This is a genomic window from Paractinoplanes ferrugineus, assembly GCF_016862195.1.
Lineage (GTDB): Bacteria > Actinomycetota > Actinomycetes > Mycobacteriales > Micromonosporaceae > Actinoplanes > Actinoplanes ferrugineus.
Genome location: NZ_BOMM01000035.1, coordinates 125135 through 149254, shown reverse-complemented (window position 1 = coordinate 149254; position 24120 = coordinate 125135). Strand labels below are relative to the sequence as shown.

Sequence of the window (24120 nt, the reverse complement as noted above, 5' to 3'; positions counted from 1 at the left end):
CGTGCCCCCACGACGATCGTTTTGTCCGTTAAGCACCACAAAACTTATGCCTGTCGGACCGAAACCGTGGGAGGAAACGCGGAGGAGTTGGGTCTGGGTCAGCCGTTCATCAGTTTCAACATCTGCCGCACCTCACCCTGGCGTGACTCGCGCACCCGATTCGCGAACGCCTTCGCCTCCTTGTTCGAGCCGTTGGTCGTCTCCAGGTGGGCCATTTCGATGGCGTTGTGCTGATGCGCCAGGAACAGGTTCAGGAACGCGGTGTCGAAAGACGAGGGCGAGACCGTGGTCAGCGCCTTGATCTCCGCGGGTCCCGTTGCCGGCAGACCGCCGTGGTCGGCGTGCAAGCCGGCGGCCGGGTCGGCCGTGGTCGGCTTGCCCCACTGGGTCAGCCAGCCCTGGATCATCGTGAGCTCGTCCGCCTCGGTCGCCCGGACCGCTTCCGCAAGTGTCTTGAGCTGCGGGGAGGTGGCGCGGGTGGCGGCCGTCGAGGTCATCTCCAGCCCCTGCTTCTGGTGGTAGGACAACATCTGCAGGAACATCACGTCGGTCTCGTTGAACGAGGAGCCGGCCTGGATCTCGGCGACCGCCTGGGTGCCGGTGGGCGCGGGGGTCGCGGCCGTTCCGCAGGCACCTAGCGCCAGCGGCACGAGCAGGGAGAGTACGACCCGGCGCGTCACAGCGGCAGCCACAGCGCGAGCGTGTAGATCGACGGCTCCCAGCTGTTGATCGAGGTGTGCGACTGCCGGCATTGGTAGCGCTTGCCGCGATAAGTCACGACATCGCCGATCCGGTAGGACGCGTTCGCCGCCCACGCTTTCCCGGGAGCGCCCGCCCCAGGAACGGAAGCAGGAGGAACGGAAGCAGAGGTAGCGGGAGTGGAAGGAGCCGAGGTGGAAGAAGCAGAAGCAGAAGGCGCGGAGGTAGCAGGCGCAGAAGTAGCAGGAGCGGGCGTCGACGAAGATCCGCCGCCGATGTTCAGGTCGACGCAGCTGTAGAAGGCGTTGACCGTGTCCCCGATGTTCCAGACGGCCAGCACGGTGTGCTTGCCGGGAAACTTGCGCAGATCGATCGTGTGCGACACGACGGCGTCGGGCTGGGCGTTGCCGCCGGACACCGAGGCCACCTTGGCGCCGCCGAGGTAATAGGTCCAGTCCGCGGTCCGGTGCCGGGCCGTCATCACCCAGGTGAAGGTGACCGACGTGCCGACCGACTTGGCCGGCCAGTTCCGGGCCTCGTCGGCGAGCACCGACCAGGTCGAGACGCCACCGTCGCAGGACTGCCGGCCTTTCGGAGCCTCGACGCTCTGTGGCTCGTACTGGATCTGCCCACAGCCGGCGACGGCGCCGGACGCGCACAGCGCCTGCCGGGAGGGCGGGGTCGAGACGTAGCCGTGCGCGAACGCCGGCGAGACGACGGCCAGGCTCGAGCCGACTGTCACGCCGAGGGCGACCAGGGGGTAGGCGATTTTCCTGCGCATGCGGAGCACGGTAGGCAGTGGAGCCATAACGGCTCCTTAAAGAACCCGGAACGAATCATGAAGGCGCGAACAGGATGCCGACCCGGGCTCCGCCGAGCGGTGAGCGGGCGACCACGAGTTGACCGCCGGATTCGTCGGCGGCTCGGCGCACGATGTCCAGGCCGAGGCCGGTCGAGCCGGCGCCGCTGACTCCGCGTTGCACGGATCGTGCCGGGTCGGGGATGCCCGGTCCGGCGTCGTCGACGAGCAGGCCCTCGGGCGAGATGTGCACGCGGAACGCGGTGCGTTCCGGGGTGTGCGAGAAGACGTTTCCCAGCATCGCGTCGACGACGAGGATCAGGTCGCTGTGCGACATCGGCAGCATGACCGGCACGTCGCCGCCGAGCACTTCCCACGGGCGTTCCTGGTCCTCGGCCAGCACCGACCAGAAGGCGAGCCGGTCGGCGAGCACCTCCACCAGGTCGGCCTGTTGCGGGCCACGGGCCTGGGAGCCGCGCCTTGTGCCGGTGATGATCGCGTCGAGCTCCGAGTCGAGCAGATCACAGGCTTGTCGCATCCGTTCGGCGACCTGGCCCGGCGGCAGCGCTTCGGCGTCGAGGCGGAGCGCCGTCAACGGCGTACGCAAGCGGTGCGAGAGGTCGGCAGCGAGCTCGCGCTCTCGTTCCAGCAGCCCGTGCAGGTCGTCGGCCATGGTGTTGAAAGCGTTCGCCGCGTCGCGCAGTTCGCGCGGTCCGATCGGCTCGACCCGGGTCGCGAGATCGCCGCCGCCGAGGCGGCGGGTCGAGCCGGCCAATTGGCGGGTCGCCTTGACCATCTTGCTGCCGAGCCGGTCGGCCAGCACCACCGAGCCCGCCACCAGCAGAATCGCCAGACCGCCGAGGATCAACCAGGCGGTCCACACCCCGCGTTGCATCTCGGAGTCGGGCACGTAGACCTCGACGACCACGGTGCGGCCGTCGGTGAGCACGGTCGGCTGGAGATAGGCGACGCCGTCCGGCGCGGGTGCCAGCACGGACCTTCGGTCCTGTGCGGCGAGGGAGATCTGGCCGGCATCGGTGTGCGCGACGCCGATCGGGGCGACATCAGGCAGGTGTACGGCCAACCGACCCGCGCTGCCGGCGGTGGTGCTCGCGACCGCGTTGGTGAGCAGCGTCGGATCGGCGTCCACGCCCAGCACGGTGACCAGAGAGGTGGCCTGCTGGCGGGCGTCGCTGACGGCCCGGTCGTGGGCGATCTGCCGGGTGGCGACCGCGAGCGGCACCAGGAAGGCCAGCGCGACCATCGAGGTGATCGCGAGGGCCAACCGGTTGAGCGCCCACCTCACCGCGGATCGACCATCATCACGCCGACTCCGCGCACCGTGTGCAGGAAGCGTGGCTGGGCCGCCGTCTCGCCGAGCTTGCGGCGCAGCCAGGAGATGTGCACGTCGATCGTCTGTTCCTCGCCGATGCGGGCCTGGTTCCAGACCTCGTTCATCAGCTCCCGCCGGCTGATCACCTGGCCGACCCGCTCGGCGAGGTAGGCGAGCACGTCGAACTCGCGGCGGGTGAGTTGCAAGGGCTGGCCGCCTAGTTCGGCGCGGCGCTGGCGCGGGTTGATCACGAGCTCACCGACAGTGATCTCGTGGGTGGCCTGTTCGGGCGTCGTACGGGCGCGGCGGAGGACGGCGTTGATGCGGGCGAGGATGTGGCCGCCGGAGAACGGTTTGGTCACGTAATCGTCGGCACCGGCACTGAGCAGGCTGATGATGTCGGCCTCGGAGCGGCGGGCGGTGGCCACGATGACCGGCACGTCGGACACCGAGCGCATCATCCGCAGCGCGTCGGTGCCGTCGATGTCGGGCAGCCCGAGGTCGAGAATGACCAGGTCGGGCCGCTCCTCGGTGACGATCTTGAGCGCATCGGCGGCCCGCCCGACCGGCCGCACCACGTGCCCGGCCTCGGAGAGCGCCCGGGACAGTGCGGCCGTGATGTTGCGGTCGTCCTCGACCAGCAGGATCAGCGCCATGCGGTGCAGCATAGGTGCAGGTGAGATTATTGCCGCGTGCGATCTTCCGGGTGGGCTCCGTTCGCGGGCTGGGCTGCGGCGACAGCGACGAGCATCGTGCTGGCCAGCGTGGCCATCCTGCCGGTGCTGCGCACCACCGAGCCCAAGGACCGCGCCCTGGCTCAGCTTCCGGCGGCCAAGTCCGGCTCGTTCCCGGCACCGTTGCCCTCGGTGACGTCCGCGGTTGCCCCGGAGTCCCCTGATCCGGCATCGCCGACGACTTCGCGGCCGCGCACCACGGCTCCGGCGAAAACCGGTAAGCCGACCACCGCGACCACCCCGCCACCGGCGAAGGCGACCACGCTGCCGCCGACCAAGACCGAGGACGGCTGGACGGTCACCACCGGCGACGGCGGTCTGCGCACCTACGTGCGGCCTTTCCAGGTGGCGGGCGGCCAGGCGGTCATCCGGATGACCTCCAACGGCGTGGTCACCCTGGTCACGGCCACCCCGGCCGAGGGTTTCGCGGTGCAGAAGGTCCAGGACTCACCCGGCAACATGGCCGTCTACTTCAACGAGACCAACCACAGTTTCATCATCCACGCGGTCTGGTGGGACGACCGCCCGTTCGCCGAGGTGAGCGAGGTCGGCGGGTAAAGACTCCCCGATCGGGTCGGATTACCTCAGCTGCCTGCGGGTATGTGTTCGCGGCAGAGGAGGGACGTGCACATGACGACGCAAACCGAGCAACAGTCGACCGCTGATCTGGTCCGCCACATGAGCGAGCAGGTCTCCACGCTCGTACGCGAGGAACTCACCCTTGCCAAGATCGAGATGGTGGAGAAAGGCAAGCGCGCCGGCATCGGCGCCGGCCTGTTCGGTGCCGCCGGCAGCCTCGCGCTGTACGGGCTGGGTGCGCTCTTCTTCACGATCGGCGCCGTGCTGGCCCTGTGGATGCCCGCGTGGGTGGCCGCCCTGATCGTGACCGTGGTGCTGTTCGCCGTTGCCGGCGTGCTCGCCCTGATCGGCAAGAAGCAGGTCGGCCAGGCGCTGCCGCCGGAGCCGGAGGCGGCGATGCAGAGCGGCCGGCGTGACATCGAGACGGTCAAGGACGCGATCCGGGAGGGACGAGACTCATGAGCGGCGACAACAGGACCGCCGACGAGGTCCGGGCGTCGATCGAGGAGACTCGGGCCGACCTCGGCGAGACGGCCGCCGCACTGGCCGCGAAGGCCGACGTCAAGGCGCGGGTGAAGCAGGCCGCGACGGACAAGAAGCAGGCGGTCGTCGAGCGGACGCAGGAACTGACCGCCGCGGCGGCTGAGAAGGCCACCGAGATCAAGGCCGCAGCCGCGGGCAAGGCCGCCGAGGTCAAGGAAGCTGCCGCGGACAAGACCGCCCAGGTCAAGGAAGCCGCCGCGGACAAGACCGCCCAGGTGAAGGAGGCGGCCGCGGTGAAGGCCGCACACCTGCGGGCGGCCACCGACGAGAAGAGCGCGCAAGCCGGTGTCGCCGGTGATCGGGTGGTGCACCAGTTCACCGAGGGAAGCCCGGCCGAGGTGGCGCGGCGGCCGGTGCCGCTCGCCCTGGTGGCGGCGATAGTGCTCGGTGGTGCGGCGGTCATCGCGACCGTGCTGCGCCGCCGTCGGTAAGAGATCCAGAGGATAGCGGCGGCACGTCGTTCACGGCGTGCCGCCGTCTCGGCTCGAGGACAGCGCTGTCGATGAGGTGTTCGTCCGCCACTGGACCACCGCGACCGGGACGGCGACGAGCAGTAGAGCCACGACCGCCGTGCGCAGAGGTGACCGGGCCAGGGCGGGGCTGTGCCGGATCGGGTTCTCGACGAAGACGTGCGTGACGATCGCCAGCGCGACGCTGAGCAGCACCAACCCCAGTCTTGCCCGAGGCGGCAGGGGGCCGTGGGCCTGCTCCGCGATGATCAGCATCGGCCAGTGCCACAGGTAGAGCGGGTAGGAGATCTGCCCGAGCCAGCGCAGCGGGGCGACCCCGAGAACCGCGTCCCCGCGCCCGGCAAGCACCAGCATGGTGGCGACGACCGGTAGCGCCGCGGCGTAACCGGGGACCGGGGTGCTGTCGTCGAAGCTCAGCGCGGCGACCACGATGCCACCGAGGCCGAACCCGGCAAGCGCGGTCGCGACCGCCGGTGGGATGCGGTCGAAGCGGTCGGCGACCAGCGCGAGCAGACAGCCGGCCCCGAGTTCCCAGGCGCGGGTGGCCGGCGAGAAATACGACCAGGCGGTGCCGGTCTGCACGATCGAACAGGCCAGCGAGCCCGCTACGGCGAGAGCCAGCACCAACGGCGCGCTGTGCCGCAGCCCGAGCCAGATGAGCAGCCCGATCAAAGCCGGCCAGACCAGGTAGAACTGCTCCTCGACAGCCAGCGACCAGAAGTGCTGCAGCGGCGACGGGGCGGACTGCGACCGCAGGTAGTCGACACCCTGGGCGGCGAAGTTGAAGTCGGCGGCGAACAGTGCGGCCCATCGACCGTCCGCCGCGATCTCGTCGCCGCGCCCGGACCCGAGCCAGTGGTAGCCCGCCAGCACGACCGTGACCAGCACGAGCGCGGCGGCGGGCAGGAGGCGGCGGGCGCGCCGGCCGTAGAAGCGCAGCAGCGAGATCTCACCGGTCGCGGCCAGCTCCCGCATCATCAACGAGGTGATCAGGAAACCGGAGACGACGAAGAAGACGTCGGCCCCGATGTAGCCGCCGCCGATACCGGGCACGCCGGCGTGGCCGAGCACGACTGCCGCGACCGCGACCGCGCGCAGCCCCTCGATGTCGGGACGGAACCGCAGGGACGGTTCGGCGGATCGACTCGCGGCCGTGGGCATCTCGGTGGTGGTCTGCATCATCGTCGTCGAGATTAGATCTCTAATACGGTCAAAAGCCCCATTCAGGTATGAACGACGCGTCCAGCGGGAGTTCCGCGAAACCGCGACGGATGGCCGACATCTGTGCTAGGACATTGACCCCACCTGCCACCATGGGTTGGTAGCGAAACAGATCAACAGGGGGCTGAGCAGAGACAATGGGCGGATTCGTCGGGGCTGCGCTGAGTTTCCCGACAGTTCTGTTCACCCCCTTATTGATCATCGTGATCGGGTTCTGGGTCGTGGTCGTCGCGGGCGGCGCGGATCCCGACGCCGGCGACAGCGGCGACCTGTTGAGCTTCGCGGGCCTCGGCGGCGTGCCGGTCTCGGTGCCGGTCTCGCTGCTGGTGGCGTTCGCCTGGTTCGGCAGCCTCGCCGGCGCCGAGTTCCTGCCGGGCTGGGTCGCTCTGCTCGGCGCCCTGCTCGTCGGCTGGCTGCTCACCCGCGCGTTGATCATCCTCATCAGACGGTACGGTCCGGTCGGCACCGATCCGTCCCGCACCGATTTCCTCGGCCGCACCTGCGTGATCCGGACCGGCCGGGTGACGCTCACGTTCGGCCAGGCCGAAGTGCGGGCCGACGACGGATCCTCGGCGATCGTCCAGGTTCGCCAGGCGGGCGACGACGACTTGCGCGCGGGCACCGTCGCGGTGCTCTACGACTTCGACTCCGACGGCGAGTTCTTCTGGGTCGTCCCCGCCGACATCGCGGAGCCGAACCGCGGCCACAAACTTCCGGAATGAAAACCAGGAAAAGGACTAATTGATGGACGTAATCTCGACAGGTCTGGGCATTCTCGTCGCCGTCATCGTTCTCATCGTCATCGGTGTGCTGTTCTTCCTCAGCCGGATGTTCCGCAAGGTCGAGCAGGGCAAGGCGCTGATCATCTCGAAGGTGCGCCGGGTCGATGTCACCTTCACCGGTGCCGTCGTGCTGCCGGTGCTGCACAAATCCGAGATCATGGACATCTCGGTGAAGACGATCGAGATCGTCCGGACCGGTCGGGAAGGCCTGATCTGCCGGGACAACATCCGTGCCGACATCCGCATCACGTTCTTCGTGCGGGTCAACAAGACCACCGAGGACGTCATCAAGGTCGCCCAGGCGATCGGCACGGCCCGCGCCAGCAACGAGACCACGCTGCAGGAACTGTTCAGCGCGAAGTTCTCGGAGGCGCTCAAGACGGTCGGCAAGCAACTCGACTTCGTCGACCTCTACACCAAGCGGCACGAATTCCGCGACCAGATCATCGAGGTCATCGGCACCGACCTCAACGGTTACAGCCTCGAGGACGCGGCCATCGACTTCCTCGAGCAGACGCCGCTGATCTCGCTGGACGCCAAGAACATCCTCGACGCCCAGGGCATCCGGAAGATCACCGAGTTGACCGCCATCGAGTCGGTGCGCACCAACGACTTCCGGCGCAACGAGGAGAAGGAGATCACCCGGCAGAACGTGGCGGCCCGCGAGACGATCCTGGAGCTCGAGCGCCGGCAGGCCGACGCGGAGATCAAGCAGCGCCGCGAGATCGAGACGATCCGGGCCCGCGAGGAAGCCGAGATCGCGCTCGCCCAGGCCGAGGAGATGCTGAAGGCCGAGGGCGCGAAGCTGGCGACCCAGCAGCAGCTCGGCGTGCAGGGGGAGAACAAGGCCCGCGAGATCGCGGTGGCCGAGAAGAACCGCGAGCGCGTGATCGCGATCGAGACCGAGCGCATCGAGAAGGACCGGATGCTCGAGGTCATCGGCCGGCAGCGGGAGACCGAACTGTCCACCATCGCCAAGGACAAGGAGGTCGAGGCCGAGCGGCGCTCGATGGCCGAGGTCATCCGGGAACGGATCGCGGTGGAGAAGACGGTCGCCGAGCAGGAGGAGAGCATCAAGCGCCTGCGGGTGGTCGAGGAGGCCGAGCGTACGCGTCAGGCCGTGATCATCGCGGCCGAGGCCGAGGCGCAGGAACACCTGGTCAAGGACATCAAGGCGGCCGAGGCCGCCGAGGCCGCCGCGAAGTTCCGGGCCCGGGAGGAACTGCTGCTGGCCGAGGCCCGGCAGCAGACCGCCGAGCTGGAGGCCCGCGCCAAGATCCGGCTGGCCGAGGGCACCCAGGCCGAGGCGGCCGCGGCCGGCCTCGCCGACGTGCAGGTGCGCGAGCGCAACGCCGAGGTGGTCGAGAAGACCGGCCGGGCGGAGAACGTCGTCGAGCGCGAGAAGGTGCTGATCGCCGCCGAGGCGATCAAGACCAAGCTGCTGGCCGAGGCCGAGGGTCTGCAGGACAAGGCGGGCGCGATGGCGGCGATGGACGACGCCACCCGCGGCCACGAGGAATACCGCCTGCGGCTGGAGATGGAGAAGGAGATCCGGCTCGCCGGCATCAGCGTGCACCAGCAGATCGCCGAGGCGCAGGCCCAGGTGCTCTCGGTCGGTCTCGCCAAGGCCGACATCGACATCGTCGGCGGCGACTCGATCTTCTTCGACAAGCTGCTCGGCTCGATCACGCTCGGCAAGAGCGTGGACGGCTTCGTGGAGAACTCGACGGTGGCGCAGGCACTCGGCTCGCGCTATTTCGACGGCGAGGGCGACTTCATGGGCGACCTGACCCGGGCCCTCGGCAGCGTCTCCACCGGCGATCTCGCGAACGTGAGCATCACCGCGTTCCTCACTCAGCAGATCAAGGCCGGTAACGGCGACACCGGCAAGCTGCGTGAGCTGCTGGCCGCCGCGGAGAAGATGGGCCTCGCCGACGCGAAGGTGCCGGCGGACCGGTGACGCTCGACGCGGGGACGTACGAGGTTCTGCGCGCCCGGCTGGGCGCGCAGGCCAAGGAGTTGGCAAACCGGGCCGAGGCGCTCAACGACAAGCGGGTCGAGACGTTCGGCGGCCGGCAGATGAGCCTGCTCGGCACCGAGCGGGTGCGCACCGAGAACAACTGCGTGCCGCGCGACATCGCGCACGTGGGCGGCTCGATGCTGTTCGGCTACAACGTCTTCATCGGGCTCAAGGCGGAGACGTCGGTGGCCGACGTCCTCGCCGTGCACGACTTCACCGACGGCAAGCTGATCCCGTCGGCTTCGCCGCTGCTCGAGGACCCGGCGTTCCAGAAGGACTTCGCCGAGCTCTACCGCTATTTCCGGGAGACCCGGCTGCTGCAGCTGCGCCGGCTCGAAGGGCAGCTGCTCGCGGTCTTCCAGACCGGGGCCCGGGCCGACGACCTCAAGGTGCTGCGCTGGCGGGTGGCGACCGACGGCACAGTGTCCTATCAGGACAACCGGGGTGAACGAGACCACGTCTTCCCGCCGGCGTGGGACTTCGAGTGGACCCAGACCACCCGGGACGACCACATCCAGGGGCGGCATCCGCACGTCTCGATCGAGGACGCGGTGTTCGTCGAGACGGTCGGCGGCACCCTCACGGTCAAGGTGGAGAACAACACCGAGGACGGCGAGGGGATCTTCTCCGAGCCGGTGGACGAGCCGCTGCAGAGCCTGGCCGACGCGGCTATCGCGTACGCCCGCATCGGACCTTTGATCTTGATCCGGGTCTTGCCCTACAAGGAGACCACTCAGCGTCATCTCGTCTTCAACACGCGGACGAAGGACGTGCGGCGGCTCGACGGGATCGGCCAGGCCTGCCAGCGACTGCCGGAGGACCAGGGGATCATCTTCCCGGGCGGTTATTACCTGGCCACCGGGGCCGCCCGGACGTTCGACGCGGACACTTCCGAGCTCGAGTTCGAGCGGGTGGTGCGGTCGGTGAACGGCGAGGACGTGCTGTACGTCTTCCACGCCCGCGCCACCGGCCGTTACCTTCTGTTGCCCTACAACGTGATCCGCAAGGAGGTGGCCACCCCGATCACGTGCCACGGCTGGTCGCTCTTCGACGACGGCACGCTCATCGCGTTCCGGCACGACTCCGACGAACCCACCCGGGTCCACCCGATGCAGATCTGGGAGACGCCGTTCGTCTCCGACACGTTCGCCGCCGCTCAGCCGATCGGCGCCGGACCGCTCGACCGCATCGGCAACGCCGACCTGGTGCGTGGCATCGCCGACGCGCTCTCCGTGGCCCGCATGGTCGACGAGATGTCGCCGTCGGGGCCGGTCTTCGAGGCGATCATCGCGGCCTGCTCGAGGCTGTTCGACAACTACTTCTGGCTCGGCGAGGCCGACCTGCAGGACCTGGCCACGCCGCTGCGCGAGGTACGGGCCACGGCCGAGCAGGTGCTCGACGAGTTCGAGTCGGTGCAGCAGCTCACCGCGCAGGCCACCGCCGCGGTCGAGGCGGCGCAGGAGGCCGCGACCGCGCTGATCCGCCGGGCCCGCGGCGAGGTGCCGACCGGCACCGACGGCTGGATCGGGCTGCTCGCCGCACTGCGCCGGCAACAGGGACAGGCCGTCACGCTGCGCGAGATGCGCTACGTCGACCTCGCCCGCCTCGACGGGCTGGCGGCCTCGCTCGCCGCCGAGGTGGACGAGACCGCCCGCCGGGCCGTCGAATACCTCCGTCAGCCGGACGCGTTCGCCGGCTACCAGCAGGCGGTCGACTCGCTCGTCGCGTCCGCGTCGGCGATCGCCACCGTGGCCGCCGCGAAACCGGTCACCGACCGGCTCGAGGAACAGGCCGACGGCCTCCAGGTGGTCATCGACGTGGTCGGCGGGCTGGACATCGCCGACGCCACCGTGCGCGTCGCCATCCTGGAACGCATCGGTGCGGTGCTCGGCGGGATCAACCGGGCCCGCGCCACCCTCGACGGGCGCAAGCGCGAACTGGTCGCGGTCGAGGGCCGAGCCGCCTTCGCGGCCGAGTTCGCGCTGCTCGGACAGGCCGTCACGGCCGGGCTCGCGGCCGCCGACACACCCGAGCGTTGCGACGAGCAGTCGGCGAAGCTGATGCTCCAGGTGGAGGCGCTCGAGTCGCGGTTCGGCGAGTTCGACGACTTCCTCGACCAGCTCACGGCCAAACGCACCGAGGTCTACGAGGCGTTCGCCGGGCGCCGCCAGGGACTCGTCGACGACCGGCAGCGGCGCGCCGATCGGCTTGTCGCGTCGGCCCGGCGCACCCTGGTGAGCGTGCAGCGGCGGGTCGCCGGGCTGGCCACGCTCGACGAGGTCAACACCTACTTCGCCACCGATCCGATGGTCGGCAAGCTGCGGTCGGTGGCGGCCGAGCTGCGCGCTCTCGGCGATCGGGTGCGGGCGGAGGAGCTCGACGGACGCGTCAAGGCGGCGCGGCAGGAGGCCGGCCGGGCGCTGCGCGACCGGCTCGATCTCTATGGCTCCGACGGCGCGACGATCCGCCTGGGCCGGCACACGTTCGCGGTGAACACGCAGGCCATCGACCTGACGCTGGTGCCGGACGGCGACGAGCTCGCCTTCACGATCACCGGCACGGACTATCGCGGACCGATCCGCGACGCCTCCTTCATCGCCGACACGCGCCCGTTCTGGCCGCAGTCGCTGCCGTCCGAGAACTCCGCCGTCTACCGCGCCGAACATCTGGCCGCCGCGATCTTCGCGGCCGATCCGGCGGGTGCGGCGACCGCGCTCGCCGACGGTTCATTGCGCGATCGCGTACGGCGTGAAGCCGAGTCCCGCATCGACGAAGGATACGAACGGGGCGTCCACGATGCCGACGCCGCCCTGATCCTGGCCGCCCTGATCCGCCTGCACGCCGGGGCCGGGCTGCTCCGCTTCGAGCCGTCGGTTCGGGTCGCGGCGCAGCTGTTCTGGGCCTTCGACACCACTGCCGAGCAGCGGGCGGCCTGGACCCTGCGGGCGGTCTCGCTGGGCCGCGCCCGCGAGGTCTTCGGCTTCGCCGGCCCGCTGCTCGAGCTCGCGGCCGAGATCTCCGCCGCGGCCGGCTCGCCGGTGGGCGAATACCTGGTCGAGGAGCTGGCCGGCGGGACGGCCGGATTCGTGACCGCCGCCGGGGCGCGCAACTTCCTGGACAAGTTCCACCGGGCCGGGCGGGGCTACCTCGACGATCTTGCCGGGCTCCCGACCGTCGCGGAACGGCGGCAGCTCATCGGTGGGTGGCTGGCCGCGTTCCGGGCCGCCGACCCGGCCGCCGGCAGTGCGGAGGACCTCCTCGAAGCGGTCGCGATCGAGCTCACCGGGACGCAGCTGACCCGCTACGACTCGGCGGCGGCGCTCGAGGCCACGGTCGACGGGCTGCTCGGCGTGCACCCGCGGATCGAGGGCGGGCGGCTGGCCATCCGGCTCGACCGCTTCCTCACCGCCACCAGGTCGTTCCGGGAGAACACCGGGCCGGCCTTCCGGGCGTACCAGAAGCGGCGCAATGCCCTCGCCGACGCCGAGCGCAGTCGGCTGCGCCTGGCCGAATATCAACCGGCGGTCCTGACCGCCTTCGTGCGCAATCGGCTGCTCGACGAGGTCTACCTGCCGCTGATCGGCGACAACCTGGCGCGACAGCTCGGCGCGGCCGGCGACGCCAAGCGCACCGATCAGTCCGGCCTGCTCCTGCTGATCTCGCCGCCCGGCTACGGCAAGACGACCCTCATGGAGTACGTCGCCAACCGCCTCGGCCTGGTCTTCGTCAAGGTCAACGGGCCCGCCCTGGGGCACGACGTGACCTCGATCGACCCGGCCTCGGCACCGAACGCGACCGCGCGGCAGGAGATCGAGAAGATCTCGTTCGCCCTCGAGATGGGCAACAACGTCCTGCTCTACCTCGACGACATCCAGCACACGTCGCCGGAACTGCTGCAGAAGTTCATCTCGCTGTGTGACGCCCAGCGGCAGATGGAGGGCGTCTGGGAAGGCTCGACCAAGCGGTACGACCTGCGCGGGAAGCGGTTCGCGGTGTGCATGGCCGGAAACCCGTACACCGAGAGCGGGCAACGGTTCCGCATCCCCGACATGCTCGCCAACCGGGCCGACGTGTGGAACCTCGGGGACGTGCTCAGCGGCCGCGCCGACGTGTTCGAGATGTCCTATCTGGAGAACGCGCTCACCTCGAACCCGGTGCTGGCGCCACTCGCCAACCGTTCACGCGACGACCTGCCACTGCTGGTGCGTCTCGCCGGCGGGGACGAGACGGTGCGACCCGACCGGCTCTCCTACGCCTACTCGGCCGCCGAGCTGTCGCAGGTGCTGTCGGTGCTGCGAAAGCTGCACCGGGTGCAGCGGGTGGTGTTGCGGAACAACCAGGCCTACATCGCGTCGGCCGCACAGTCCGACGAGTCACGCACCGAGCCGCCGTTCCGTCTGCAGGGCTCCTACCGGAACATGAACAAGCTGGCCGAACGCATCGTCCCGGCGATGAACGACGACGAGGTCGAAGCGGTCCTCGACGACCACTACGCGGGCGAGGCGCAGACCCTGACGACCGGGGCCGAGGCCAACCTGCTGAAGCTGGCCGAGTTGCGGGGCCGGTTGACCCCGGCGCAGACCGTACGGTGGGCCGAGGTCAAGGCGGCTTACCTGCGAGCGAGGGCTCTGGGCGGGGCGGGCGACGATCCGATGACCCGCGCGGTCGGCGCGATCGGCCTGCTCGCCGACCGGGTCGGTGAGGTCTCGGCGGCGATCGCACGCCAGGGTTAGTGGATCGAGCAGCCGCTGTGCTCGGGGCGCTCGGTCAGCTCGATGATCGCGTCGAGGCGGTCGCGGGTCTCGATCAGCTCGGCGATCTGGCCGTCGATGCGGTCACGCTCGGCGGCCAGCCGCGCTCGCGACTCGGGTGTGCTCTCCTTGGCGTCCACGCACGGGAGCAGCTCGGCGATGGTGCGGCTGGCCAGGCCGGCGGCGTAGAGGTTCTGGATCAGCTGCACGCGGTCGACCGCCGCGGCGGCGTAAAGCCGCTGGCCGCTGTTGCTCCGGGTGGCCGCCAGCAGGCCCTGCTCCTCGTAATAGCGCAGCGCCCGCACGCTCACGCCGGCCTCGGTGGCCAGTTCGCCGATCCGCATGGGTGACTCCCGTCGCAATACTTGCCCCTGACGTCAACGTCAGGTTCTAGCGTATCCGGTATGCAGATTTCCGGAGCAATTGCCCTGGTCACCGGCGCCAACCGCGGCATCGGCCGCGAGTTCGCCGCCCAGTTGATCGAGCGCGGCGCCACCAAGGTCTACGCCGCCGCCCGCCGCCCCGAGTCGATCGACGTGCCGGGCGTGGTGCCGCTCCGGCTCGACATCACCGACCCGGACTCGATCGCGGCCGCGGCGTCGACCGCGAACGACGTGACCCTGTTGATCAACAACGCCGGCATCTCCACCGGCGCGAACCTGATCTCCGGCGACCTCGACACGATCCGCCGCGAGATGGACACCAACTTCTGGGGCACGCTCGGCATGATCCGGGCCTTCGCCCCGCAGCTGGCCGGCGGCGCGGTCCTCAACGTCCTCTCGGCGCTCTCCTGGTTCGCCTATGACGGCGCCGGTGCCTACGGCGCGGCGAAGGCCGCGACCTGGAACCTGACAAATGGCGTACGCCTCGAGCTCGCGGCCCAGCAGACCCTGGTCACCGGCCTGCACCTGGGCGCCGCCGACACCGACATGATGGCCGACTACCAGGGCCCGAAGATCGCGCCGGCCGACGTCGTGAAGGCGGCCCTGGACGGCATCGAGGCGGGCAAGCTCGAGGTGGTGGCCGACGAGTGGAGCGCCCACGTGAAGGCGAGCCTCGCCAAGGACCCGAGCGAGTTCTACACCCAGCTGGCCTGACGGCGGCGTCACCGCCCGGATCGATGGCCACGATCCGGGCGGTTCGGCCGCCGACCGAGTTGATCGGGTGCGGTTCGACGGGTCCCGTCACTAAATTCGAAAGTTAGTTTAACTAATACCTTGTGGTCGGAGACATCGATGGCTGAGGATGTCGAGCAGCGGCGCCGCGTCCCCAACCGCTCTCCTCCCCGAGGTTTCCGAGATGACTCGTAAACTGCTCCTGCGCGCCCTCGTGGCGACGATTGTCCTGCTCACAGGCGTTGCAGCGCGACCCACCGAGGCCGCCGCGGCACCTGCCTTCAAGGTGCTCGCGTTCTACAACGGCACCTACGACGCGGCCCACATCGACTTCGACAAAGAGGCGAAGGAGTGGTTCCCGAAGGCCGCGGCGCAGTACGGCTTCAGCTGGGAGGCCACCACCGACTGGAGCCGGCTCAGCGCCGGCGGTCTGGCCGGCGTGCAGGTCGTGATGTTCCTCGACGACGGACCGCCGGCCGAGCGCCGGGCCGCGTTCCAGACCTACATGCAGAACGGCGGCGGCTTCCTCGGCTTCCACGTCAGCGCGTTCACCACCAGCGCGAACGACTGGAGTTGGTACTACAACACGTTCCTCGGCTCGGGCAACTTCGTCTCCAACACCTGGGGTCCGACCGCCGAGACGCTGAAGATCGAAGACCGCGACCACCCGTCGACAGCGGGACTGCCGGCCACGATCCAGTCCTCGGTGAGCGAGTGGTATTCCTGGAGCAACGACCTGCGGCAGAACTCCGACATCGACATCCTGGCCTCGCTCGACCCGTCGACCTTCCCGGTCGGCGACGACCCCAACCAGCAGTGGCGCTCCGGCTTCTATCCGATCATGTGGACGAACAAGAACTACAAGATGTTGTACGCGAACTTCGGCCACAACGGCATGAACTACACGACCAATACGCGTACGTCGTCGACGTTCGCGAGCGCCCAGCAGAACCAGTGGCTGATCAACGGACTGCGGTGGCTGGGCGGCGCCGCCAACCCGCCACCGCCCGCCACGAACTGGCAGACCATCGTGAACAAGTCCAGCGGCAAGTGCGTCGACGCCCGCTCCGCCGGCACCGCCAACGGCACGGTGATCCAGCAGTACGCCTGCAACGGCTCGACCGCCCAGCAGTACCAGCTGGTCCCGACGAGCGGTGACTACGTGCGGATCAACCAGCGGAACAACACCGCGCAGGCCCTCGACGTCACCGATGTCTCCACCGCCGACAACGCGAAGATCCAGACCTGGACCTACAGCGACGGCCTCAACCAGCAGTGGCAGGCCGTCGCCGAGGGCAGCGGTTACTTCCACCTGGTCAACCGCAACAGCGGCAAGTGCCTGGACGTGCCGTCGGCCAGCACCGCCGACAGCGTCCAGCTGGTCCAGCACACCTGTAACGGCACCGGCGCCCAGAGCTTCAAAATTTCCTAGCCGCCCCCGCCGCGGGCCCGCCGGTCATCGCGCCGGCGGGCCCTCGGTGCGGTGGCAAGCCCAGCGCGACCCGCTGCTGGACGAGTTCTCCGCCAGGGGCGGTCACGGGGAGGGCGTGAGGTGGGCGCGTTCTCCTTGCGCGCCGAAGAGGGTGAGTAGTTCCGCGGGCTGGATGTCAGCGCTGCTGATCTGATGCGGTGTGCGGGTGTCGAACTCGGCGGCTTCCCCGGGGCCGAGCCGGTACTCCTGGTCGCCGAGAATGAGCCGGACGTGGCCGTTGAGAACGTAGAACCATTCGTACCCGTCGTGGGTCTGCAACGTCGTGGTGGCCGGGCCCGTGGCTGGTGGGTAGATCACCTTGTAAGCCTGGATGCCACCGGGGCGTCTGGTCAGGGGTACGACGGTGAAGCCGGCTCGCCGCACGGGGCGCAGGTGGATGCGCGGATCTCCGGTGGGCGGTGCGGCGACCAGATCGTCGAGCGGGACGCCGTGGGCGCGGGCGAGCGGAAGCAACTGTTCCAGCGTGGGGCGCAGCTTGCCGTTCTCGAGACGGGACAGGGTGCTCGCGGTCAGGCCGGTCTCGGCGGCCAGGGCGGCCAGGGATTGGCCCCGGGCCCGGCGCAGGGCGTGCAGGCGCGGGCCAACTCCGGCAAGGACGTCCTCCGAGGTTGTCATGGCCTCATGGTGCGGATCCGCAACGTTCTTAGCAACCTGGCAAACCTGCTGCTCATACTGGCGGCGGAGGTAAATCGACGATTACGCCCGCACCTACCGGCGTCCACATCACGCCCTCCAGCCGAGCGGTCGTCTACTGATCGTCGACCACGGCTCGACCACGCCCGGGTCGTGGAACAAAGGCCCGGACACGCATTACCCCACACCCCGTGCGATCGCCGACGAGCTGGCCCTCGACCCGGACCGGTGGATCGTCGCACGCGCCGACATCCCGCGCCGCCGGGCCACCGGACCGGCAGGCCAGACTGCCACCGTCACCGACCACGTTCTGCTCATCCGACGACACGATCGGGAACGCTGATGCCGCCCACCACCCGCCGCAAGCGCAAGGACACCGGTCCCGAATGGACCGCCCCCGGCGAGAAGGCCACTCTGGTCGGCTTCCTCGACTACCTCCGGAATGCCATCATGGGCAAGGTCGCTGATGTGCCGGAACCCCAGGTCCGCACCGCCGGCGTGCCGTCCGGCACCAACCTTCTCGGCCTGATCAAACATGTCACCGCCGTGGAGAGGTTCTACTTCCTCGAAGAACCGATCACCGACATGCGCCGCACCTTCCAGCCCACCCAGGACGAGACCGTCGACAGTCTGCTCGCCGGCTATCGGGCTGCCATCACTCAGGCGAACCAGGTCATCGAAACCTGGACCGACCTCACCCAGCCGGCACCCCGGCCCCCGGGCCGCGGCGCCCTGCCGCCCTCGCAGCGATGGGTCCTGGTCCACATGATCGAAGAAGTCGGACGCCACGCCGGCCACGCCGACATCCTCCGCGAACAGATCGACGGCTCCACCGGCCGGTGAGGCAGGTGGCTTCGCTGTCCACCTCAGTCGTTCCGTCAGCCGGGGTCACCGGCGAGGACTGCTGGGGTCGGGGGTGTTCGCGGCGCCTCATCCGTCTCGGTCCCGCCCGGGAGATTGCGCACCCTCGCTCGACGCACCGCGCCTGGAAGATCCGACGTTGGTCGGCCGACGCAAAAGGGTGGCCCCACCCGGACCTTTCGGACCCGGCAGGACCACCCTCGTACTGCACCTCGTTTCGCATTCTGCCCGGAAGATCGGAATTCGTCGAGATCACCGGAGGGAGAACTTGACGTGCCGGTGGATGGGAGATTTGCTGCGGGCATGAGTGAAGTCAGCGTTGAGCGGCGGATGTGGTCGCTGTTCGAGCCGGTGCACGCGGTCACCTACTTCGCGCCCGAGGGCGGGGCGGTGTTCGAGGCCGCGGGGGTGCGGGGATTCTGGCGGCGCTACTTCGCCGGACGGGCGGCTCCGCTCGGACCGGTCGGGGCGAAACCCGTGATAGCCGCGTTCTTCGGCTTCGCGCCGAGGATGGTGGAGCGCGCGCTGCCGGACATCTGGACGCGGATCACGCCGCAGGGGGCACTCGACGCCCGCCTGGAGGGAGTTCGGGCGGCCCTCGCTCCGCTGCTCACCGGGCTGGCCCTCGACGAGGCCGCCGACCTGCTCGAGGCCGCCGCCCGCGAGGTCGACCTGCCGGGCCGGGTCCTCGGGGCGGCCAACGCCGACCTGCCCTGGCCGGAGCCGGGCGAGCCGATCGACCGGCTCTGGCACGCGGCGACGATCCTGCGCGAGCATCGCGGCGACGGTCACGTGGCGGCGCTGCTCACGGCCGGTGTCGACGGGTGCGAGTCGCTCGTCTGGCGGTGCGGGCGGGACGGTCAGCGGGCGGGCATGCAGCCGGCCCGTGGGTGGACCGACGACGAGTGGGACGGGGCCGCCGAACGCCTCGAGAAGCGCGGCTGGCTCGCCGCCGACGGTTCGATCACGGTGGCCGGCCAGGAGGCGTACGCCGAGGTGGAAGCCCTGACCGACAGCCTGGCCGGCCGACCGTGGCGGAGCGTGGACGCCGCCCGATGCGCGACGCTGCTCGAACCGGTCGCCGAACGGATCTGGCCGCTGCTTCCCGCGAACAATCCGATCCCGCTGGCGAGAAGTCAGGGGCAGACCGCGCGATAGGGGACGCCCGGCACGTACTGCGCCCACTCCGACGCGGTCAGGGCGTCGCCTCCGGACGTACACAAATTGCTTATGACCTGCTTTTCATCGGTCGGCCAGACGGTGACCCGGCCGCGGCTGCCGACCGCCAGCAGGGCGGCCCCGTCGGGCGTGTAGGCGATCGCGTAGGTCTTGCCGTCGGGGTTGGCCGCGTGCAGTGCCGTGCTGGCCTCGGCCGAGCCCCGCCGCCAGGTCCAGACCGAGCCGTCGCCCCCGGACGCCGCGAGCGTCTTGCCGTCCGGGCTGAAGGCCAGGCTGAAGACGTAGTGGGTGGGACCGGTGAGGGGTTCGCCGACGGGGGTCGGCAGGGCCGGGTCGGTGAGGTCCCAGAGGCGGATCATGTCGTCGGCGCCGCCGGCGGCAATGGTGCGTGAGTCCGGCGAGAACGTGACCGAGTAGGCGTAGTTCTCGAATCCGGAAAGTCGCGGCATGGCCTTCGCCTGCGCCGGGTCGGTGACGTCCCACCAGTGCACCTGCCGGTCGACGCTGGCCGCGGCGAGGTAGCGGCCGTCGGGGCTGAACGCGATCGACGACGCCAGGCCGCCGGAATCGAGGGTGGGCAGCGCCTTGGGCGCGCCCGGGTCGGTGATGTCCCAGACGTGCACGAAGCCGTCGTCCGAGCTCGCCGCGACGAGCTTGGCGTTCGGGCTGAACTGCACCGACTCGATGAGCCCGGTGGCACCTTTCAAGACCACGGAGCGGCCGGACGACACCAGCAGGACGTCTCCGGTGCGATTGCCGGTGACGTAGGAGTTGCCGTCGGCGGAGATCGCGACCGAGCCGGCCGAGGCGCCGAACGTGGCCGGGTTCGCCGGGCTCGGCTGACGCTGCGGCGCGGCGCCGGCCAGCGACCAGAGCGAGACCTGGCCGTCGGTGCCGGTGGAGGCGACCGCGAGCCGCTGACCGGCCCGGTCGATCCCGAGCGCGAACAGGGCGCCGTTTCCGGGGTCGGCACTGCGGGGAAGCACCGGGAACGTCCGGACGGTTCCGTCGGCGGCGGCGACGTTCAAGAGCTTTCCATCCGACGCGTACGCGATAGAAGTGACCTGGGCGGCCTGAGCCACCATGGAAAGCCGGGCCCTGGTCCGCACGTCGAAGAGCGCGATCGCGTTGTTGGAGCCACCGACCGCGATCCGGGTGCTGTCCGGCGAGAAGGCGACGGCGTTGACCCAGGACGTGAAGCCGGTGTCGAGCTTCGCCGCCACTTTCCGGCTCGCTACGTCGATGATCGCGGTGGTGCCGTCCTTGGTCCCGGCGGCCACGCTGCGGCCATCCGGTGCCCAGCCGGTCGCGTTGACCGTGGTCCCGCCGATCGCTATCGCGGTCGGTGCGCCGGCGAGGCGGTCGGCGGCCCAGAAGAGGGCCCGGCCGTCCGAGCCGCCGCCGACGAGCGTCGTGCCGTCGGGGCTGAACGTGACGGTCTGCATGACCTCGGCGCCGCCCCGGATCGGCTCGTCCTTCCACTCGCCGCCGGTCCACGACCAGGCGCGCAGCGCGGGCTTGGAACCGGCCGCGACGAGGTGGTTCCCGTCAGGGCTGAAGGCGATCGACTCGACCGCGTCCTGGCTGCCGGGCACCTCGCCGACGGCCTCCGGTTGCGCCGGGTCGTGCACGTCGACCAGGTGCACTCTGCCGTCCTCGCCGCCGATCGCCAGGATGTTGCCGTCCGGACTGAAGGCCAGCGCGAACACCGCCTTGCCGCGGACCGCGGCGGGGATCGTGGCGACCTTGGCCCCGGGCCGACCGGCGGCGTAGCGGCGCAGCTCGACGCTGCCGTCCCGGGCGTTGCTGATCGCGACGAGGTCGGCGGCCGGGTTGATCCGCAGCATGGTCGGGCCGGACGGGCCGGCCACCCGGTGCACCAGGCCGTCGGCGGTCGCGTCGAACAGCGCCGACCGGGCGTCGACGGTCGGCGAGATCCGATAGGCGGCGAGCGCCAGCTGCTCGGCCAGCGCCGGGTCGAACTCGGCGGCCCGGGTCGACTCGATCGCGACCTGGCGCGACAGCGCCTCGTCGCGGGCCTGGTCGGCGGCCTTGCGCTGGGTGGCGGCGACGCTGCTGGCCCGGAACGCATAACCGGCCGAGCCCGCCGAGACCACGACCAGCACCAGCAGCGCCGCGACGAGCCGGCGCAACACCACGATGCGTCGGCGCTCGGCCTGCTGCTCGGCCTCGCGGGCGGCGGTGCTGCGGTCGAGGTAGTCCAGCTCGAGCGTGTTCATCGAGGCCCGGCGGTCCGGATCGCGGGACCACTCGAGCACGTCGCTGAGGATGTTGCCGCGCATCAGCAGCTCGTCGGCGCTCTGCTCCTGCCAGTTCCGGGCGGCGCCGGTGAGCCGCCGGTGCACCCGCAGGCCGGCGTGGTCGGCCGCGATCCACTCGGCGAGGCGGGGCCACGCGGTGAGCAGCGCGTCGTGACTGATCTCCAGGTTGTGCTCGTCGACCGTGACGAGACGCAGGGCCACAAACCGCTCGATGACCGGCTCGATGTCGTCGCCGTCAGGACGGCCCGGCAGTTCGCCGCGGGTGATCCGGCGTTTCGTGGTGACGTGCTCGTCGTCGATCGTGACCAGGCGCAGGAACAGTCGCCGGGCCAGTTCCTGCTGCTCCGGGCTGAGTCCCGCGTACGCCTGCTCGGCGCTCTGCTGGACCGCCCCGCCTAGACCACCGGCCGCCCGGTAGTGGCCGAGAGTGAGCCGCCCCTTCTTGCGCTCCCCCCACGCCGCCCGCAGCGCGTGCGACAGCAGCGGCAACGCGTTCGCCGGGCGCCGCACCGGCAGGATCTCCGCCAGCAACACCTCGACCAGTGCCTCGTCGACACTTGTCTGCCAGGCCGCGGCCGGCCCCTCGATGGCCGAGCGCAACTCGGTCTCGCTGAGCGGCGGCACCACCATCTGCCAGCCCTGCAGAGCCGGCAGCAGACGCGGGTCGGCGGCGGCGCGGGGGAAGAAGTCGGCGCGCATCCCGGCCACGACGAGTGTCCGCGACCCGAGCGCGGTCAGCGCGGCCACGAGATCGTCGTCGGGCCCGGCCTGGGTGTAGAGCTCCTCAAACTGGTCGACGATCAGCACACGCGGCTCGGGTATCCCGTCGAGTGCGTGATCAAGAGCGGTCAACGGGTCCTTGCCCGGGACCATGAACGCCACTGCCAGATCGTCGTCGAGGTCGGCGACCGCCGGTTGCACCCCGGCCCGCAACAGGGAGGACTTGCCCGACCCGGAGGCACCCACCACGAAGAGCAGTTTCGCCGTCAGCTCGGTCTCACGCAGCGCGAGCATGCGGTCGAGCACCTCGCTGAGGAACGCCTCGCGGCCGAAGAACAGCGCGGCGTCCTCGGCCTCGAACGGCCGCAGACCCGGATAGGGCGCGCCGTCCGGTCCGCGCCGACTCTGCCGGCCGTCGGTCGTGGCGCGAACCCGGTTCAGGGCCTCCTGCCAGCGGCTGAGCTCGTCGGGGTCGGAGATCTCACAGGCTTCGAGAAGCTTGCGGAACTGCGCACTCTGCGCCGGTCCGGGCAGATGGCGGCCCTTGACGTAATCACCGACGGTCGCGGTCGGCAGCCCCGCGCGGGACGCCAGCTCACGGATGGTCAGGCCGGCGCGTAGCCGAAGCTCGGTGAGGACGGCGCCGAGCTCGTCGCGGCTTTCGATCCGCTCGGGTGCGGTCTCGATGCTGTCGGTAATGGCCGGCCTCTTTCGGATGTCGCTGCGTCCCTCGGACATCCGAACCTAGAACAGTGACGTGCTGACCACGATCGGTCTATCGGCCTGCTGACCTCGACTAACGGCGAGCGGGCAGCAGGTGGACGGCGCGACCACCTACTGCCCGAACGTGCCGCTACCCCGACCGCCATCGCGGCGAACGGCACGTGCCAGTCGAGCGTATGGCGGCCTGAGTCCCGTCCGGGCATTCCTCGGACAACCTCGGACATGGGTGTCACAAGTTTCGTCCGCCTCGTGTCACCCAGGGGAGTTACCGGCTCGACGACACGCACGGGGGCATTCCCCGACCGGGCGCAGTGCGCCGGAATCGTGTCGGCGCGGGTCCCGAATTCGTTTAAAGATCAGCGCATCGATTAATTGAGCGTCGACCTGCACTTCTGCTTGATCCAGTTATCCACCGGGGGCCGAACGCCTGCCCAGATGGCCCGTTCGTACACATGGTCATCGGCCCTTTGTCCGTTATGTCTTTCACAGGTGAAAACCACAAGTTAGTGCCTCCAAATGCGTCTTTGCCTGCTTATTGTCTGACGCATCGAGAGCGGAATCCCCCTCCGCTCCTCTACGCAGGAGGTCTCCTCATGAAGAGCACGATGGTTCGGACGGTCGCTTCACTGGCCCTCGCCGGCGCCGCGGCGTCCGCGGTCTCGCTCGCCACGGCCGGGTCCGCCCAGGCCACCGGCCGCGGCCCGCAGCCGATCACCAACCGGCTGACCACGGTGACGGCCAACACGCCGAGCTGGGTCAACATCTTCTGGCGGACCGACCGGCCGGTGTGCAACGCGCGCATCTCGGTCGACGGCGGCCGCGAGGTGGCTGTCTCCTACCGCCGCCCGGGCCGGTTCACCGCCTTCACCACCGGGGACACGCTGCGCCCGGGACGCACCGCCATCACCCAGATCCAGGTCACGCCGATGCGCCGGGTCAGTGGCCTCTCGGTCCTGCGCACCACGATGACCTACAACGACTGCGGCCGGCACGCCCGCACCCAGTTCACCCGGGCCAGCCTGGTGCTCCCGGTGATCCGCACCATCCGCCCGGGCCACCCGACTCAGCCGGGTCACCCCGGTCAGCCGGGTCACCCGGTTCGTCACTGATCAGGTTTCCCAGCCTGCCGCCGCTCCGGGCTCTCGGGAGCGGCGGCGGGGCCGTCATCCGGCTCGAGCCGACAA

At 69.9% G+C, this 24120-nt stretch carries 19 protein-coding genes; 11 read left to right on the top strand and 8 right to left on the bottom strand.

The features are described from left to right. Positions 1 to 98: 98 nt before the first annotated feature. From Afe05nite_RS19230 to Afe05nite_RS19215, 4 genes are read right to left on the bottom strand one after another with little or no spacing between them, the layout of a single operon-like run. A complete protein-coding gene (locus Afe05nite_RS19230) occupies positions 99 to 692 on the bottom strand; it encodes a DUF305 domain-containing protein (protein ID WP_239117973.1) in 594 nt (197 codons plus the stop codon). Beyond that, positions 677 to 1480, bottom strand: a complete 804-nt coding sequence (locus Afe05nite_RS19225) for a lytic polysaccharide monooxygenase (protein ID WP_203818504.1) — start codon at positions 1478 to 1480, stop codon at positions 677 to 679. The genes Afe05nite_RS19230 and Afe05nite_RS19225 overlap by 16 nt, the downstream gene beginning before the upstream one ends. A gap of 55 nt (positions 1481 to 1535) precedes the next feature. Continuing rightward, positions 1536 to 2804, bottom strand: coding sequence for a sensor histidine kinase (locus tag Afe05nite_RS19220; RefSeq protein WP_203818503.1), 1269 nt, complete (start codon positions 2802 to 2804; stop codon positions 1536 to 1538). Further along, positions 2801 to 3487 (bottom strand): response regulator transcription factor, encoded by a 687-nt coding sequence (locus Afe05nite_RS19215; protein ID WP_203818502.1) that lies wholly within the window; start codon positions 3485 to 3487, stop codon positions 2801 to 2803. The genes Afe05nite_RS19220 and Afe05nite_RS19215 overlap by 4 nt, the downstream gene beginning before the upstream one ends. A gap of 36 nt (positions 3488 to 3523) precedes the next feature. Here Afe05nite_RS19215 and Afe05nite_RS19210 point away from each other — a divergent pair, with 36 nt between their 5' ends. The 3 genes from Afe05nite_RS19210 (at position 3524) to Afe05nite_RS43875 (ending at position 5118) form a co-directional block, all read left to right on the top strand. Next, positions 3524 to 4123, top strand: coding sequence for a DNA mismatch repair protein MutL (locus tag Afe05nite_RS19210; RefSeq protein ID WP_203818501.1), 600 nt, complete (start codon positions 3524 to 3526; stop codon positions 4121 to 4123). A 72-nt stretch (positions 4124 to 4195) separates the two neighbouring features. Then, positions 4196 to 4606 carry a phage holin family protein gene (locus Afe05nite_RS19205; protein WP_203818500.1) on the top strand — a complete coding sequence of 137 codons (411 nt, stop codon included), beginning with the start codon at positions 4196 to 4198 and terminating at the stop codon, positions 4604 to 4606. Beyond that, positions 4603 to 5118 (top strand): DUF3618 domain-containing protein, encoded by a 516-nt coding sequence (locus Afe05nite_RS43875; RefSeq protein ID WP_239117972.1) that lies wholly within the window; start codon positions 4603 to 4605, stop codon positions 5116 to 5118. The genes Afe05nite_RS19205 and Afe05nite_RS43875 overlap by 4 nt, the downstream gene beginning before the upstream one ends. A gap of 30 nt (positions 5119 to 5148) precedes the next feature. Here the strand turns inward: Afe05nite_RS43875 and Afe05nite_RS19195 are convergent, their stop codons facing one another. Beyond that, positions 5149 to 6339 (bottom strand): acyltransferase family protein, encoded by a 1191-nt coding sequence (locus Afe05nite_RS19195; RefSeq protein WP_203818499.1) that lies wholly within the window; start codon positions 6337 to 6339, stop codon positions 5149 to 5151. Positions 6340 to 6515: 176 nt separating this feature from the next. On the opposite strand from Afe05nite_RS19195, the gene Afe05nite_RS19190 reads away from it, so the two are divergent. The 3 genes from Afe05nite_RS19190 to Afe05nite_RS19180 are packed head-to-tail and all read left to right on the top strand — an operon-like array spanning position 6516 to position 13913. Beyond that, entirely contained in the window at positions 6516 to 7100 is a 585-nt protein-coding gene (locus Afe05nite_RS19190; RefSeq protein ID WP_203818498.1) for a hypothetical protein, read from the top strand. A gap of 22 nt (positions 7101 to 7122) precedes the next feature. After that, the gene (locus tag Afe05nite_RS19185; RefSeq protein ID WP_203818497.1) at positions 7123 to 9120 is read left to right on the top strand and encodes a flotillin family protein; all 1998 of its coding nucleotides are present in this window, start codon (positions 7123 to 7125) and stop codon (positions 9118 to 9120) included. After that, on the top strand, positions 9117 to 13913 hold the full coding sequence (locus Afe05nite_RS19180) for a DNA repair ATPase (RefSeq protein WP_203818496.1): 4797 nt from the start codon (positions 9117 to 9119) through the stop codon (positions 13911 to 13913). The genes Afe05nite_RS19185 and Afe05nite_RS19180 overlap by 4 nt, the downstream gene beginning before the upstream one ends. On the opposite strand, the gene Afe05nite_RS19175 is transcribed toward Afe05nite_RS19180, so the two are convergent. Continuing rightward, positions 13910 to 14275 (bottom strand): MerR family transcriptional regulator, encoded by a 366-nt coding sequence (locus Afe05nite_RS19175; RefSeq protein WP_203818495.1) that lies wholly within the window; start codon positions 14273 to 14275, stop codon positions 13910 to 13912. The genes Afe05nite_RS19180 and Afe05nite_RS19175 overlap by 4 nt on opposite strands. A 60-nt stretch (positions 14276 to 14335) precedes the next feature. On the opposite strand from Afe05nite_RS19175, the gene Afe05nite_RS19170 reads away from it, so the two are divergent. Together Afe05nite_RS19170 and Afe05nite_RS19165 are read left to right on the top strand one after the other, a co-directional pair. Next, positions 14336 to 15028, top strand: coding sequence for an SDR family oxidoreductase (locus Afe05nite_RS19170; protein WP_203818494.1), 693 nt, complete (start codon positions 14336 to 14338; stop codon positions 15026 to 15028). A gap of 202 nt (positions 15029 to 15230) precedes the next feature. Further along, positions 15231 to 16478 carry a ThuA domain-containing protein gene (locus tag Afe05nite_RS19165; protein ID WP_203818493.1) on the top strand — a complete coding sequence of 416 codons (1248 nt, stop codon included), beginning with the start codon at positions 15231 to 15233 and terminating at the stop codon, positions 16476 to 16478. 102 nt (positions 16479 to 16580) lie between these two features. Here the strand turns inward: Afe05nite_RS19165 and Afe05nite_RS19160 are convergent, their stop codons facing one another. Then, positions 16581 to 17153 (bottom strand): helix-turn-helix domain-containing protein, encoded by a 573-nt coding sequence (locus tag Afe05nite_RS19160; protein ID WP_203818492.1) that lies wholly within the window; start codon positions 17151 to 17153, stop codon positions 16581 to 16583. Between the two features lie 360 nt (positions 17154 to 17513). On the opposite strand from Afe05nite_RS19160, the gene Afe05nite_RS19155 reads away from it, so the two are divergent. Continuing rightward, positions 17514 to 18014 carry a DinB family protein gene (locus Afe05nite_RS19155; RefSeq protein WP_203818491.1) on the top strand — a complete coding sequence of 167 codons (501 nt, stop codon included), beginning with the start codon at positions 17514 to 17516 and terminating at the stop codon, positions 18012 to 18014. 321 nt (positions 18015 to 18335) lie between these two features. Next, positions 18336 to 19190: an SCO6745 family protein gene (locus Afe05nite_RS19150; RefSeq protein WP_239117971.1), complete on the top strand. Its 855-nt coding sequence runs from the start codon at positions 18336 to 18338 to the stop codon at positions 19188 to 19190. On the opposite strand, the gene Afe05nite_RS19145 is transcribed toward Afe05nite_RS19150, so the two are convergent. Continuing rightward, positions 19169 to 22951: an nSTAND1 domain-containing NTPase gene (locus tag Afe05nite_RS19145; RefSeq protein WP_203818490.1), complete on the bottom strand. Its 3783-nt coding sequence runs from the start codon at positions 22949 to 22951 to the stop codon at positions 19169 to 19171. The two genes, Afe05nite_RS19150 and Afe05nite_RS19145, sit on opposite strands and share 22 nt — an antisense overlap. Before the next feature lie 578 nt (positions 22952 to 23529). Here Afe05nite_RS19145 and Afe05nite_RS19140 point away from each other — a divergent pair. After that, positions 23530 to 24045, top strand: coding sequence for a hypothetical protein (locus Afe05nite_RS19140; protein WP_203818489.1), 516 nt, complete (start codon positions 23530 to 23532; stop codon positions 24043 to 24045). Positions 24046 to 24120 lie beyond the last annotated feature (75 nt).

Excerpts from the sequence above, each read along its gene's own strand:
- Afe05nite_RS19160 (WP_203818492.1), bottom strand. The coding sequence starts at position 17,153 with ATGACAACCTCGGAGGACGTCCTTGCCGGAGTTGGCCCGCGCCTGCAC.
- Afe05nite_RS19175 (WP_203818495.1), bottom strand. The coding sequence starts at position 14,275 with ATGCGGATCGGCGAACTGGCCACCGAGGCCGGCGTGAGCGTGCGGGCG.
- Afe05nite_RS19140 (WP_203818489.1), top strand. The coding sequence starts at position 23,530 with ATGAAGAGCACGATGGTTCGGACGGTCGCTTCACTGGCCCTCGCCGGC.
- Afe05nite_RS19155 (WP_203818491.1), top strand. The coding sequence starts at position 17,514 with ATGCCGCCCACCACCCGCCGCAAGCGCAAGGACACCGGTCCCGAATGG.
- Afe05nite_RS19190 (WP_203818498.1), top strand. The coding sequence starts at position 6,516 with ATGGGCGGATTCGTCGGGGCTGCGCTGAGTTTCCCGACAGTTCTGTTC.
- Afe05nite_RS43875 (WP_239117972.1), top strand. The coding sequence starts at position 4,603 with ATGAGCGGCGACAACAGGACCGCCGACGAGGTCCGGGCGTCGATCGAG.
- Afe05nite_RS19195 (WP_203818499.1), bottom strand. The coding sequence starts at position 6,339 with ATGATGCAGACCACCACCGAGATGCCCACGGCCGCGAGTCGATCCGCC.
- Afe05nite_RS19185 (WP_203818497.1), top strand. The coding sequence starts at position 7,123 with ATGGACGTAATCTCGACAGGTCTGGGCATTCTCGTCGCCGTCATCGTT.
- Afe05nite_RS19170 (WP_203818494.1), top strand. The coding sequence starts at position 14,336 with ATGCAGATTTCCGGAGCAATTGCCCTGGTCACCGGCGCCAACCGCGGC.
- Afe05nite_RS19145 (WP_203818490.1), bottom strand. The coding sequence starts at position 22,951 with ATGTCCGAGGGACGCAGCGACATCCGAAAGAGGCCGGCCATTACCGAC.
- Afe05nite_RS19215 (WP_203818502.1), bottom strand. The coding sequence starts at position 3,487 with ATGGCGCTGATCCTGCTGGTCGAGGACGACCGCAACATCACGGCCGCA.
- Afe05nite_RS19205 (WP_203818500.1), top strand. The coding sequence starts at position 4,196 with ATGACGACGCAAACCGAGCAACAGTCGACCGCTGATCTGGTCCGCCAC.
- Afe05nite_RS19225 (WP_203818504.1), bottom strand. The coding sequence starts at position 1,480 with ATGCGCAGGAAAATCGCCTACCCCCTGGTCGCCCTCGGCGTGACAGTC.
- Afe05nite_RS19165 (WP_203818493.1), top strand. The coding sequence starts at position 15,231 with ATGACTCGTAAACTGCTCCTGCGCGCCCTCGTGGCGACGATTGTCCTG.
- Afe05nite_RS19150 (WP_239117971.1), top strand. The coding sequence starts at position 18,336 with ATGAGTGAAGTCAGCGTTGAGCGGCGGATGTGGTCGCTGTTCGAGCCG.